At 71.4% G+C, this 13,599-nt stretch carries 11 protein-coding genes; all 11 read right to left on the bottom strand.

Annotation, left to right across the window (positions count from 1 at the left end; genetic code table 11):
• Position 1: 1 nt before the first annotated feature.
• Positions 2 to 148: a hypothetical protein gene (locus tag Q0741_RS20635; protein ID WP_298235071.1), complete on the bottom strand. Its 147-nt coding sequence runs from the start codon at positions 146 to 148 to the stop codon at positions 2 to 4.
• Between the two features lie 122 nt (positions 149 to 270).
• Positions 271 to 1,533: a glycosyltransferase family 4 protein gene (locus Q0741_RS20630; protein ID WP_298235070.1), complete on the bottom strand. Its 1,263-nt coding sequence runs from the start codon at positions 1,531 to 1,533 to the stop codon at positions 271 to 273.
• The gene (locus tag Q0741_RS20625; RefSeq protein ID WP_298235069.1) at positions 1,530 to 2,876 is read right to left on the bottom strand and encodes a UDP-glucose/GDP-mannose dehydrogenase family protein; all 1,347 of its coding nucleotides are present in this window, start codon (positions 2,874 to 2,876) and stop codon (positions 1,530 to 1,532) included. The genes Q0741_RS20630 and Q0741_RS20625 overlap by 4 nt, the downstream gene beginning before the upstream one ends.
• Positions 2,877 to 2,922: 46 nt before the next feature.
• Positions 2,923 to 4,140 (bottom strand): TIGR04063 family PEP-CTERM/XrtA system glycosyltransferase, encoded by a 1,218-nt coding sequence (locus Q0741_RS20620; protein ID WP_298235068.1) that lies wholly within the window; start codon positions 4,138 to 4,140, stop codon positions 2,923 to 2,925.
• Positions 4,141 to 4,206: 66 nt separating this feature from the next.
• The gene (locus Q0741_RS20615) at positions 4,207 to 5,487 is read right to left on the bottom strand and encodes a nucleotide sugar dehydrogenase (protein WP_298235067.1); all 1,281 of its coding nucleotides are present in this window, start codon (positions 5,485 to 5,487) and stop codon (positions 4,207 to 4,209) included.
• A gap of 108 nt (positions 5,488 to 5,595) precedes the next feature.
• The gene (locus Q0741_RS20610) at positions 5,596 to 7,533 is read right to left on the bottom strand and encodes an XrtA/PEP-CTERM system amidotransferase (protein ID WP_298235066.1); all 1,938 of its coding nucleotides are present in this window, start codon (positions 7,531 to 7,533) and stop codon (positions 5,596 to 5,598) included.
• Between the two features lie 3 nt (positions 7,534 to 7,536).
• Positions 7,537 to 8,736 (bottom strand): TIGR03088 family PEP-CTERM/XrtA system glycosyltransferase, encoded by a 1,200-nt coding sequence (locus tag Q0741_RS20605; protein WP_367184157.1) that lies wholly within the window; start codon positions 8,734 to 8,736, stop codon positions 7,537 to 7,539.
• Positions 8,737 to 9,054: 318 nt separating this feature from the next.
• Complete coding sequence (locus Q0741_RS20600; RefSeq protein ID WP_298235065.1) at positions 9,055 to 10,200, bottom strand: GNAT family N-acetyltransferase; 1,146 nt, start codon at positions 10,198 to 10,200, stop codon at positions 9,055 to 9,057.
• Positions 10,190 to 11,221 (bottom strand): hypothetical protein, encoded by a 1,032-nt coding sequence (locus Q0741_RS20595; protein WP_298235064.1) that lies wholly within the window; start codon positions 11,219 to 11,221, stop codon positions 10,190 to 10,192. Before Q0741_RS20595 ends, Q0741_RS20600 begins: the two co-directional genes overlap by 11 nt.
• Positions 11,222 to 11,234: 13 nt before the next feature.
• On the bottom strand, positions 11,235 to 12,719 hold the full coding sequence (locus Q0741_RS20590) for an MBOAT family protein (protein WP_298235063.1): 1,485 nt from the start codon (positions 12,717 to 12,719) through the stop codon (positions 11,235 to 11,237).
• 183 nt (positions 12,720 to 12,902) lie between these two features.
• Positions 12,903 to 13,599 (bottom strand): exosortase C-terminal domain/associated protein EpsI (locus tag Q0741_RS20585; RefSeq protein WP_298235062.1); only part of this gene is annotated, 697 nt, incomplete at its 5' end.

Here is a 13,599-nt window from a genome sequence, read left to right as displayed (position 1 = left end):
TTCAGAACCGCTTACTACTGCGTCCTTGGATTTTTCCTTTCCCTCCTTTTGCCTTGCTTCCTTCTTCTTCCTCCGCCTCTTGCTTCAGCGCCCAACGGCAAAGCGCCACAACGGAGAGCAGCTGGAGTACCCACAAAATGCTTTCCATGACCTCGTCATCCTGCAGTCATTGGCATGGCCGCGGTCTTGCACCCGCCACGCAAAGAGCACCCAGGCGTGAACAACACACGGCCATAGACATTGCCGACCCTGCCCACTGCGGCCACGCCCCTATGGCCGCTCGTGCTCGACCGTGCTCCCATCGCCGTTTTTACCGCGTGCACTTTCGCAGGCAGCGCCCGGCAGTGCCAGGCGCCGGAACAGCGCCAGCTGCGCCTGCGTGGTCTGCTGCCAGCTGAACCCTTCGGCGTAGCGGCGCACCGCCGCGCGCTGCGGCGCCTGGCGCAGCAGCTGCTGCACCGCCACGGCCAGGGCGCTGCCCTCGCGCGGCTCGAACAGCACGCCGCCCGACTCGGGCGTGACCACCTCCGGCGTGCCCCAGATGCGCGTGGCCACCACCGGCGTGCCGCAGGCCATGGCTTCCAGCAGCACGTTGGCCCAGCCCTCGCGGCTGGAAGCCAGGATCAGCGCATCCGCGGCGCTGTACCAGCGCAGCAGCTGCTCGTTGGGCACGGCGCCGGCGAAGGTCACGCGCTCGGCCACGCCCAGCGCCTGCGCCTGCGCCTGCAGCCGCTCGCGCTCCACGCCGTGGCCCACCACCACCAGCCGCGCCTGCGGGTGCGACCGCAACAGCAGCGGCATGGCGTCGATGGCCACGTGGTGGCCCTTGCGCTCCACCAGGTGCCCCACCGACAGCAGCAGCGGCGCGCCGTCGAGCCCCAGCTCGGCGCGCATCTGCGCCTGCGGCAGCGGACGGAAGCGCTCCAGGTCCACGCCGTTGCGCATGACATGCAGCTTGGCCGGGTCGATGTCCCAGCCGCGCAGCACGTCCATCAGCGCCGAGCACACGCCGATGGAGGCATCGGCGCGCCGCGCGGCCCAGCGGATCATGGTGCGCGGCAGCGCGTAGGCCGGGATCAGGTTGAGGTCCGTGCCGCGCGCCGTGATCGACAGCGGCTTGCCCACCCAGCGCGCGATCAGCGCCGCGGCCACCCCGTCGGGGTAGTAGTAATGGGCATCGATCACGTCGAAGTCGAAGCCCTCGGCCTGCACCTGGCGCACCGCCGGCAACGCCGCCAGCGCCAGCGCCAGCGGCGCCGTGCTCATGCCGATCTTGGGCAGCAGCGGGTAGCGCGGATGCAGCGCCTCGATGCCGTGGCGCGTCTCGCGCCGCGGCACCGCGGCCCAGCGCGCGTACTCGCCGAAGCGCGCGTTCGTGGATGGGAACCACGGCACCGGCGCCACCACGCGCGTGTGCACCGCGCCGCTCTTGAGCAGTTCGCGCAGCCGCGTCTCGACGAAGATGCCGTGCACCGGCATCACGCTGTTGGGAAACAGCGTGGAGAACAGCAGCGTGCGCACGGGCCGGTTCATGAGCCGCCTTGCGAGGTGGACACGCCGCGGCCGATGGCCACGTACTGCAGCCCGTGCGCCTTGACCAGCGCGGGCTCGAACAGGTTGCGCCCGTCGAAGATCACGGGCCGCTTGAGCGCGGCGCGGATGGCGTCGAAGTCCGGGCTGCGGAACTCGCGCCACTCGGTGACGATCACCAGCGCGTCGGCACCGGCGAGCGCCGCCATGGCGCTGTCGGCGAAGTTCACGCCGTCCACGCCCTGCAGCGCCACGCGGGCCTGCGCCGTGGCCACCGGGTCGTAGGCCTGCACGCGCGCGCCGCGGCGCACCAGGTCGTCGATCACCACCAGGCTGGGCGCCTCGCGCATGTCGTCGGTGTCGGGCTTGAAGGCCAGGCCCCACAGCGCGAAGGTCCGGCCGGCCAGGTCGGGGCCGAAGTGCGCCACCACCTTGTCGCCCAGCACGTGCTTCTGGTGCTCGTTGGCCGACTCCACCGCCTCCAGCACCTGCAGCCGCACGCCGTTCTCGGCGCCCGTGCGCACCAGGGCCTTGACGTCCTTGGGGAAGCACGAGCCGCCGTAGCCCGCGCCCGAGTACAGGAAGTGCGTGCCGATGCGCGGGTCGCTGCCGATGCCGCGGCGCACCATGTCGATGTCCGCGCCCACCTTCTCGGCCAGCAGCGCCAGCTCGTTCATGAAGCTGATGCGCGTGGCCAGCATGGCGTTGGCGGCGTACTTGGTGAACTCGGCGCTGCGCACGTCCATGAGCTGCAGCCGGTCGTGGTTGCGCGTGAACGTGGCGTAGAGCGCGCGCATGAGCAGCACCGCGCGCTCGTCATCGGCGCCCACGATGATGCGGTCGGGCTTCATGAAGTCGCCCACCGCCGCGCCCTCCTTGAGGAACTCGGGGTTGGACACCACCGCGTACTCCACCTCCACGCCGCGGCGCTCCAGCTCCTGGCGCACCGCCTCGCGCACGCGGTCGGCCGTGCCCACGGGCACGGTGCTCTTGTCCACGATGACCTTGTAGTCGGTCATGTGCGCGCCGATGCTGCGCGCGGCCGACAGCACGTGCTGCAGGTCCGCCGAGCCGTCCTCGCCCGGGGGCGTGCCCACGCCGATGAACTGCAGCGTGCCGTGCGACACCGCCTCGGCCACGTCGGTGGTGAACTGCAGCCGGCCCACGGCCACGTTGCGCTGCACGATGGCCTCCAGCCCCGGCTCGTGGATGGGGATGCCGCCGTCCTTGAGCACGCGGATCTTGCGCTCGTCCACGTCCAGGCACACGACGTGGTTGCCCATCTCGGCCAGGCACGCGCCGGTCACCAGACCCACGTACCCGGTACCAATCACAGTGACTTTCATTTCTCAGCCTTCCAAATGCATGTGAGGGCGTGCGCCGCGCGCCGCCTCAGGCGCGCTGGCACAGCGCCTCGTAGACCTTGCGGTAGTGGCCCACGGACACGCGCCAGTTGCGTTCGAGCTCGACGAACTCGCGGCCCGCGCGGCGCAGCTGCGGCCAGCGCCCGCGCTGGCCCAGCATCTGCAGCACCGCCTGCGCCAGCGCCTCGGGGCTGCCGGCCTTGAACAGCATGCCCGTCTCGTTGTGGCGGATGAGCTCCTTGTGGCCGCCGACGTCGGAGGCCACCAGCAGCCGGCCCTGCGCCATCGCCTCCAGCGGCTTGAGCGGCGTGACCAGCTCGGTCAGCCGCATCGAGTGGCGCGGGTAGGCCAGCACGTCCACCAGGTCGTAGTAGCGCTGCACGTCCTTGTGCGGCACGCGCCCGGTGAAGACCACCTTGTCGGCCAGGCCCAGCGAGCGGGCCTGCGCCTTGAGCGCGGCGTCCTGCGGGCCGCCGCCCACCAGCAGCACGCGCACCCCGGGGCGCTGCGCCAGGATCGCCGGCAGCGACTGCAGCAGCAGGTCCAGGCCCTCGTAGGCGTAGAACGAGCCGATGAAGCCCACCACGTCGCACCCGGCCAGGCCCAGCCGCGCCTTGAGCGCCTGGTCGGGTTCGCCGCCGATGTCGAAGGCGTCGATGTCCACGGCGTTGGGGATGACGGTGACCTTGCGCGCCGGGATGCCGCGCGCCACGATGTCGCCGCGCAGCCCCTCGCAGATCGTGAACACGTGGTCCGCGTTGCGCAGCGCGTGCGTCTCCAGCCGCCGCGTGAGGCGGTAGCGCAGGCTGCCCTCGGTGGTGGTGCCGTGGTCCACCGCGGCGTCCTCCCAGAAGGCGCGCACCTCGTACACCACCGGGATGCCCAGCCGCCGGCCCACGCGCAGCGCGGGGATGGCGTCGAGCACCGGCGAGTGCGCGTGCAGCACGTTGGGCCGCACCTGCTGCGCCACCTCCAGCAGCCGCTGCTCCAGGCTGCGCATGAGCGCGATCTCGCCCAGGCCCGGCAGGCGCGGACCGCTCCTGGGGGCCAGCGGCGTGCGGAAGAAATGCAGCCCGTCCACGTCCTCCTCCAGCCCCTTGGGCTCCAGGTGCTTGGGGCTGGTGAGATGGAAGGTTTCCCAGCCCAGGCGGCGCTGCTCGCGCAGGATCGACTGGGTGCGGAAGGTGTAGCCGCTGTGCAGCGGGATCGAATGGTCCAGGACGTGCAGGACTCGGGGCGTGGTCATCTCAAGCTTTCTTCAGCGGCCCGCGGCGCGGGCGGCGCTGCGGTCGGCGGCGGGTCGGGGACGGCCTCAGAGGCGCCAGAGCCGGAAGCCCGCGCCCTGCACGGCGGCGGCGTCGAAGGCGGCCTTGACGTCGATGAAGACGCCGTTGCGCACCAGCTTGCGCGCGAGCTCCTCCAGCGGCATCGAGGCGAACTCGCGGTGCGCCACCGCCGCCACGATGCCGTCGGCGCGCGGCAGCGCGTCCCAGGGCACCAGCTTCACGCCGTACTCGTGCAGCGCTTCCTCGGGATCGGCCCAGGGGTCGGTGACGCTGACCTCCACGCCGTAGCTCTGCAGCTCGTGGATGATGTCCACCACCTTGGAGTTGCGCAGGTCGGCGCAGTTCTCCTTGAAGGTCAGGCCCAGCACGTTCACGCGCGCGCCCTTGATGTAGCTGCCCGCGGCGATCATGTTCTTGATCGTCTGCTCCGCAATGAACTTGCCCATGCCGTCATTGATGCGCCGCCCGGCCAGGATCACCTGCGGGTGGTAGCCCAGCATGTCGGCCTTGTGCGTGAGGTAGTACGGGTCCACGCCGATGCAGTGCCCGCCCACCAGGCCGGGCTTGAACTTCAGGAAGTTCCACTTCGTGCCGGCGGCTTCGAGCACCTCGGTGGTGTCGATGCCGATCTTGTCGAAGATGATGGCCAGCTCGTTCATCAGCGCGATGTTGAGGTCGCGCTGGGTGTTCTCGATCACCTTGGCGGCCTCGGCGGCCTTGATGGAGCTGGCGCGGTGCACGCCGGGCTCGACGATGCGCTCATACACCTGCGCCACGCGCTCCAGCGTCTCGGGCGTGTCGCCGGAGACGACCTTGAGGATCTTGGTCAGCGTGTGCTCGCGGTCGCCGGGGTTGATGCGCTCGGGGCTGTAGCCGACGAAGAAGTCCTGCTTCCACTTCATGCCCGATTCGCGCTCCAGCACCGGGATGCACACCTCCTCGGTGGCGCCGGGGTACACGGTGGACTCGTACACCACGGTGGCGCCGCGCTTCATGTGCTTGCCGGCGCTCTTGCTGGCGCCCACGAGCGGGCCGAAGTCGGGGATGTGCGCCTCGTCCACCGGGGTGGGCACGGCCACGATGATGATGTCGGCCTCGCCCAGGATCGCCGGGTCGCTGGAGTACACCGCGTGGGTGGCGGCCGCCATCTCCTCGTCGGGCAGTTCGCGCGAGGGGTCGGTGCCGCGCAGGCAGGCGTCCACCTTGTCCTGCGCGATGTCGAAGCCGATGGTGCGGCCCTTCTTGCCGAACTCCACCACCAGCGGCAGGCCCACGTACCCGAGGCCAATGACTGCAATCACACTCACACCGTTCTCCTGTTAGCCGCACGGCCCGCAAGCTCGCGGGGACGACACATGAATAATTGATGACGCAACCGGCATGGCCGGGACTCTCGCCTTGAAGGCCGCCATGGCTCAGGCCTCCGCCAACGCCTGGGGCGGCATCGCCGGCGAGGCGCCCGCGCCCGCGACGTTGCGCAGGAAGGCGTCGAACATCAGCAGCGTCCACAGCGCGCGGCTGTGGTCGTGCACGCCGGACTCGTGCTGCTCGACGAGGCGGCCCATGAGGCGCGCGTCGAACCAGCCGGTGTCGGCCATCGCGCCGCCCAGCAGCGACTCGCGCAGCCGCTGGCGCAGCGGGCCGCGGAACCAGCGCGCCAGCGGCACCGAGAAGCCCATCTTGGGCCGGTACAGCACGTCGTGCGGCAGCCGCGGCTCCAGCGCCTTCTTGAACACGTGCTTGCCCTCGCCGGCGCTGATCTTCAGCGATGACGGCAGCGTGGCGGCCCACTCGACCAGCTCGTGGTCCATCAGCGGCTCGCGCACCTCCAGCCCGTGCTTCATGCTGGCGCGGTCCACCTTGGCGTTGATGTCGTCGATGAGCCAGGTCTTGAGGTCGATGTACTGGATCAGCGCCAGCGCGTCGTCCGTGCCCGCGCGGCGCGCGTGGCGCTCGAACACCTCCTGCGCCGTGTAGCCGCCGAGCTCGCGCTTGAGCGCGGGGCTGAACAGCGCGTCGCGCAGCGGCTGGCGCAGCTGCGCCACGCTGTGGAAGTAGGCCTGCACCGAGCTGCGCGCCATGCCCTGGAAAGTGGTCTTGGCGCGCAGCACCTGCGGCGCCCAGTCGGCCTTGGGATAGAGCCGGCCCAGCGTGCCGAACAGCGGCCGGCGCAGCGCCAGCGGCAGCGCCGAGCGCATGCGCTCCTCCATCAGGTGCATGCGGTAGCGGCGGTAGCCGCCGAAGGCCTCGTCGCCGCCGTCGCCCGACAGCGCCACCTTCACGTGCGTGCGCGCGAGCTGGCACACGCGGTAGGTGGGCACCGCCGAGGAGTCGGCGTAGGGCTCGTCGTACATCGACGCGAGGGTGTCCACCAGGCCGAAGTCGTCGCTGTCCACCATGTCCACGAAGTGGTTGGTGCGGTAACGATCGGCCACCATGCGGGCGAACTCGGCCTCGTTGAAGGCCGGGTCGGCAAAGGCCATGGAGCAGGTGTTCACCGGCCCCTGCGACAGCTCGGCCATGTGCGCCACCACGGCGCTGGAATCGACGCCGCCGGAGAGGAAGGCGCCCAGCGGCACGTCGGCGATCATGCGCAGCCGCACCGACTCGTGCAGCCGCAGGTCGAGCTCGGCGCAGGCGTCCTGCAGCCCGATCTTGCGGTCCAGCGTGAAGCGCAGGTCCCAGTAGGGCTGCGGCTCGGCCACCGGCTGGCCGCGGCGCAGCAGCAGCATGTGGCCGGCCGGGAGCTTGCGCGCCTGGCGGAAGATGCAGCGCGGCTCGGCCACGTAGCCCAGCGCGAAGTACTCCTCCACCGCCAGCGGGTCGATGTCGCGCTTGAGCCCGCCGTGCGCCAGCAGCGTCTTGAGCTCCGAGCCGAAGACCAGCGTGCCGTCGTCGAGCAGCGCGTAGTGCATCGGCTTGACGCCCAGGCGGTCGCGCGCCATGAAGAAGGCCTGCTGGTTGCGGTCCCACAGCGCGAAGGCGAACATGCCGCGCAGGCGCTGCAGGCACGCCGGGCCCCACGACTCCCACGCGTGCACGATGACCTCGGTGTCGCTGTGCGTGTGGAACACGTGCCCCAGCGCCCGCAACTCGGGCACGAGCTCCTGGTAGTTGTAGATCTCGCCGTTGAAGACGATGACCACCGAGCCGTCCTCGTTGAACAGGGGCTGCTGCCCGGTGGCCAGGTCGATGATCGACAGCCGCCGGTGGCCCAGGCCGACGCCGGGCTCCAGGTGCAGGTCGCCCCCGTCCGGGCCGCGGTGGAACTGCGCCTGGTTCATGCGCTGCAGCGTCGCGCGCTCGAAGTTGCGCGCGCCACGGGTATCGAACAATCCGGTAATGCCGCACATGGCTCAGTGGCTCCGCGCCGCCTGGTGGCGGTCGTACAGGCGCTGGTAGGCACCCACCATGCCCTCCTGGCTGTAGTCCTTGCACACGCGCTCGCGCGCCGTGCGGCCCATGCGCAGCGCCTGCGCCGGGTCGGCGGCCACGCGCGCCAGCGCGTCGCCCAGGGCCTGTGGGTCGTTGGTCGGCACGATGGCGCCGGTGAGCCCGTCGTGGATCAGGTCCACGTTGGCGCCCACGGCCGTGACCACCGAGGGCAGAGCGCTGGACATGGCCTCCAGCAGCGTGTAGGACAGCCCCTCGGCCTTGGACGGCAGCGTGAAGCAGTGCAGCCCGCGCATCACCTCCGGCACGTCGCTGCGCTCGCCGGGCAGCCAGGCCAGGTCGGCCAGGCCCAGCTCCTGCAGCAGCGCCTGCGTGGGCGCGCGCAGCGGGCCGTCGCCCACCATCACCACGCGCATGCGCTCGCGCAGCGCGGGCTGCTGCCGCAGCGCGTGGGCGAAGGCGCGCACGAGGTTGGGCTGGTCCTTCACGGCCTGCATGCGCCCCACGGTGCCGACCAGCCAGTGGCGATCGGGCGTGAAGGGGCAGCCCTCGATGCGCCCGGGCCGGCCGTCCGGCGCCGGGTGGAAGCGCGCCGTGTCCACGGCGTTGGGAATGTGGCTCACGCGCCGCGGCGGCACGTGCACCTTGTCCAGCAGGTAGCGGTTCAGGTCGGCCGAGACCGCGATGTAGTGCGACACGAAGGGACGGTAGAGCCGGCGCACCTGCTGGTAGCGGCGGTTGCTGCCGTCCAGGTCCGACACGTCCCAGCCGTGCTCGCTGTGGATGCGCAGCGGCACGCCCGCGGCCCACGCGGGCAGCGCGCACTCCAGCGCGGCCAGGTTGTTGGTGTGCACCACCGCCGGACGCAGTTGCCGGAACAGCCGGTACATGCGCGGATAGAGCTTGAAGGCGTGGCCCGGCGGCTTGTGCAGGGCGATGAACTCCACGTCCTCGCGCTGCACGCGGCGGCTGAACGCCGTCACCTCCGTGAGCGAGAGCACGGCGTGCCGGTAGGCCTGGGCAGGCAGATGGTTGATGAGATTCACGATCCCGTTTTCCAGCCCGCCCGTGTCGAAGCGGTAAACGACGTGCAGCACCAGCGGGGCGTCCCGCGTGCCGGCCGTGCCGGCCCGCGTTTGCTCGATGGACTTCAGCGCCGCCACTGCCCCGCCCTTCCGGACCGGCGCCAGGGGCCCGGACCGCTCACCGCCGCCACTTCCACGATTCCTCCGATTCACTGTGCAACCCGCCCGGGAAAGGTACGGACGGAACTTGTCTGGGTCGCCGACAACAGAGGTCCTCGTGCAGTTCGGTCCGTTGAATGCCCCGGCACCTTGGGAATCCGGATTCTATTTTGTAACTTCGCTGATACAGACTGCACGAGGCGACCAAAGTCAAACGAACGCGTGAACGATTGCGCCGCCTCAAGCGTCAGCTCGTAACGGCCGTGCTTACATCTGGGCCCGCACGGTGCGCCGGCCTCATGGCGGCGGCCGGCGCCGCAAGGGCCGCAGCAGCCGCGCCGCGGCCTCGCGCGCCGCGGCCAGCAGCCCGCGCGGGGTGCGCGGGTTGCAGGCACGCAGGCCCCGGCGCTCGCGCCGGTGGCTCATCCAGTCGCGCTTGTAGGCGTCGTCGCCCATGAGGTAGTCCACCTCCGCGACGCCGTCGCGCTCCAGCACGTGCCGCATCAGCCGCGCCGTCAGCACGGTGCCCGAGCCCAGCGCCTTGAAGGCCTCGTCGTAGGCCAGCTTGTAGATCGCGGCCTTGCCGTGCGCGACGATCCACAGCTGCGCCGCCACCGGTTGCTCGTGCAACCATACCACGCCCAGCCGCAGCCATCCCTGCCGCGCGCAGCCGCGGATGAGCCCGGGCACGAAGGCCGGGTGCGGCTCGGGGCTCTTCCAGCTCGCGGCATAGACGCGGGCGTAGGCCTGCGCCGCCGCCTCCAGGCGCTCGCCGCCGCTGACGATCTCGACGCGCCCGCCCGCGCGCTCCAGCCGCTTCTCCGCGCGCCGCAGCGTGTTGCGCAGCGCCCCCGGGCGCGCGGCCAGGTACGCCTCCCAGCCCTCGAAGGCGTCGGCGCGCAGGTACCAGTTGCCGAAGGCGAGGTAGTCCCATGCCGGCAGCCCGGCGCCGCGCAGCGCGCCGCGCAGCACGGCCCAGGCGCGGGAGTCCGGGTCCATGGGCGCGAAGTCCAGGGTGTGCAGCGGCGCGTGCCGGCGCAGCAGCTCGCGCAGCAGCGGCGCCAGCTCCGGGGCCGTGAGCGCATCGTCCAGCGCCGGCGCCCACAGCGCGCTGTAGTAGTTGGCCAGCGCCTGCGCGCAGCCGGGCCGCGCCCCGCCCTCGCCGCCCACCAGCAGCGGCAGCACCGCCACCGCGCGGCCGTCGCGGCGCAGCACGTGGAAGCGGGCACCGTCCCTGAAGCCCGGCAGCGTGGCGAGGAAGTTGCGGTACCAGGCCGGGCCCAGCTCGATGCCCGCGCGCTCGGCCCGGCACAGCAGCGCCAGCGCATCGGGCGGCAGCGCGTCCGGATGGCGGTACGCCGACAGCGCGGGCCCGGTGGCCCCCTCGGGCCGGCCCTTCAACGCGGCGGAGGGCGCCGCCCCGGCGCCCGCGTCACGGCGCATCGCCCAGCAGCGCCCGGGCCGCGGCCTGCGCCAGCAGCTCCACCCCCAGGGGGTTGAGGTGGCCGTCGTAGGGGCCGACGTCGAGCGACAGGCTGGAGTGCCCGAAGTGCTGCCGCAGCAGCGGTTCGGCGTCGACGACGATGGCGCCCGCGGCGCGCGCCAGCCGGATGAAGTGGTCCCGGTCGGGGTCGTTGGCGGCCTGGCCGCGCTCCAGGCGCTGGCGGTCGCTGTCCACCACCAGCACCAGGCGGCCAGCCACGTGCGGCCCGATGCGCCCGAAGAACTCGCGCGCCACCGCCTCGGCCAGCGCCCTCGGACCGCCGGGCGGCCACGCGGGCCGCGCCTGGCCCCCGCCAGCGGGCGCCGGCAGCAGCTCCGGAAACGCCTGGGCCGGCAGCCGCCGGAAATCCACCTTGAGCTGGCTGACGAGGTACTGCGCCAGGGCGCAGTGCCTCAGCCAGCGCTTGAGCGTCGAGGGCGGTGGCTGCAGCTCGGTACGCGGCTGCAGGCTGTGCCGGTCCAGGCAGCGCGCGTGCACATTGCCCGAGCCGCAAAGCGCTTGGCGCACGTCGCCGCGCTCGAGCAGCACGACGAAATCGCGCACGCCCCAGCGCTCATGCGCCAACCGAATGCGCTCGGCGTAGTCCAGCAGCGACGACCCCGGGCCGCCCATGGCGTAGACCGGGCGCTGGCCACCCAGCGAGCGCTGCAGCTGCGCCGCCGGCCGCGCGGCCAGGGGCAGCATCGACGCCTCGACGTAGCTGTCGCCGACCAGGGCCACCGCCTGGGGATTGGGCTCGAAGTCGTACTCGGCCGCGAACCCGGCGTTGTTGGCGCGCATGCGCTGCGGGTTGTACAAGGCCCAGCCGGTGGACATCTGCCACTCGTGATGCGGCGGATAGTTCAGCACCATCGGATCGATGCGGTAGCCGCTGTCGGTGGGGCTGCTCACCGGCAGCATCCGCAGCAGCGCTTCGCTCAGCAGCAGGAATACCAGCACGCCCAGCAGGACGTGAAGCACGCGGCGCACCATGTCAGAAGTTGAAGTAGATGAAGGCGCTGACCGCGTCGCGCGCCGTGTTGACAAGCACCAGCATCAATACCGCGCATGCCACGAAGCCGCCCGCGCCCGCATGCGTGGCGGGGTAGCGGCGGGCGTTGTCCAGCAGCCGTTCGCCGATGCGGTTGCTGTTGGGCGCCAGCACGGCCAGCGCCCCCAGGGCCAGGCACCACAGCGCCCCGGTGGAGGGCTGCAGGCCCGCGTTCCACAGCAGCGCTTGCAGCCCGGAAGCGTCCCCGGCACCGGCCATGGCACGCAGCATCGCCAGCGCGCCGTCGAGCGTGGCGGCGCGGAAGAACACCCACGCCACCACCACGCACAGCATCGTCAGCGCCCAGGACGCCAGCATGAAGGCCCGGTTGCGCTGCAGCCGCCGCGACAGCGCCTCGCCGCACAGCGCGCGGAAGCCGTGGTTGACCATCAGGTACGCACCGTGCAGCGCTCCCCACAGCACGAAGGCCCAGCTCGCGCCGTGCCACAGGCCACCCAGCACCATCGTGGCGGCCAGGTTGACGTAGCGCCGCAGCGCGCCATGGCGGTTGCCCCCCAGCGCGATGTAGAGGTAATCACGCAGGAAGGTGGACAGCGAGATGTGCCAGCGGCGCCAGAAGTCGCTGATGTTGGTGGCCTGGTACGGCGAGTTGAAGTTGTAGGGCAGCCGGATGTTGAACATCCATGACAAGCCGATCGCCATGTCGGAGTAGCCCGAAAAGTCGAAGTACAGCTGCAGCGTGTAGGCCAGCGCCGCGAGCCAGGCCTCGTGCGTGCCGGGCACGGCGCCGGCATCGGCGGGGTTGAAGACGGCATCGGCATAGGGTGCGATCCCGTCGGCCAGCACCACCTTCTTGAACAGGCCGATGGCGAAGATGGCCAGCCCGGCGCTGAAGTTGGCGCCGTCGAAGCGGTAGGTGGTTGAGCGCGCAAACTGCGGCATCATCTGCGCGTGGTGCAGCACCGGCCCCGCCACCAGGCGCGGGAAGTAGGTGACGAACAGCCCGTAGTGCACCAGCTGGAACTCGCGCACCTTGCCGTGCCAGGTATCCACCAGGAAGGCGATCTGCGTGAAGCTGTAGAACGAGATGCCGATGGGCAGCACCACGTCCGCAAGCGTCCAGTGCGTGCCCGCCAGCGCGTTGACGTTGTCCAGGAAGAAGTTGGCGTACTTGAAGTAGCCCAGCAGCAGCAGGTTGAAAGCCACGCCCAGCGCGAGCCAGCGCCGCGCCGCGGCCTGGCCCTGCGCGTCCACCACGCGCGCGATGCGCAGGCCCAGGCTGAAGTTGATGCCGATCGACGCCAGCAGCAGCAGCGTGAACTTGGGCATCCACCAGCCGTAGAAGAACAGCGACACCCCGAACAGCCACGCCGCGGCAGCGCGCTGGGAGCGGCGGCCCAGCACGAAGAAGCCCGCGAGCGCCACTGGCAGGAACAGCAGTACGAAAGTGGCGGTAGTGAAGAGCATGTTGAGTTCAGGCCCCCGGCGCGCGTCCCGGCACGGCCGTGGCGATGGCCAGGTCGTGCGGGTCCATGGCGACCGGCGGGCAAGGCGTGGGTATCGTGACCTTGTTGCGTGGTCTTGTCGGTGACGTACTACCGCTGCGGGCGTGCCGCGTCGCGGCCGGGCCGTGGCCCCGGCCCCCGGTGCTCAGGGCGCCGCGTCGCGGGCGCGCCGCAACTGCTCGTCGAGCGCGGACAGGTGCTCGCGCGCGAAGGCCTCCAGCACCGCCTCGGCCTGTTCCGGCCCGGACTTGACCGTGTAGAGCATCAGCACCGCGCCGTCGCCGCCCCGGCCCAGGAGCTGGTTGACCGCCAGCAGCGCCTTGGCCTGGAAGTCGCTGTCGGTGAGCACGCCGTTGATCCAGTAGGCCCGCCACACCACCAGCCGCGTCGAGCTGCCCTCCTTGGCATCGGCGTTGCCGCTGCGCAGCTCGGCCGTGCGCCACGCCAGCGCCCGGTCCGGCAGCCGCACCTCGCGGCGCTCCTGGCTCACCAGCGCCCAGGGGCCCTGGCGGCCCTGCACCAGGGCGTTGTTGGAGCTCACGAGCTTGCTGTCGGGCGTCTCCGCGGCGTAGTACGCCATCTGCAGCCCCACCCGCTGCTCGCCCCGCGCGTAACTGCGCTCCAGGCGCTGCGTGGGGTTGAGGTAGGCGTGGCGCCAGTCGGCCGGCGGCTGCGCGGCCGTGCTCCAGCCCGCGGCGGGCGCGCCCACCGCGTCCAGGTTCGACAGCATCGGCCGGGCCATCGAACCCAACCGCGTCAGCAGGCCGTGCGGCAGCGCCAGCACCGCCAGCGCCAGGACGGCCACGGTCAGCGGCGCCAGCGCGGCGGCGCGCGCCGGCCTG

Source organism: uncultured Azohydromonas sp. (assembly GCF_937926365.1).
In the GTDB taxonomy this organism is placed as follows: domain Bacteria; phylum Pseudomonadota; class Gammaproteobacteria; order Burkholderiales; family Burkholderiaceae_C; genus Azohydromonas.
This window is presented reverse-complemented; position numbering and strand designations above follow the sequence as displayed.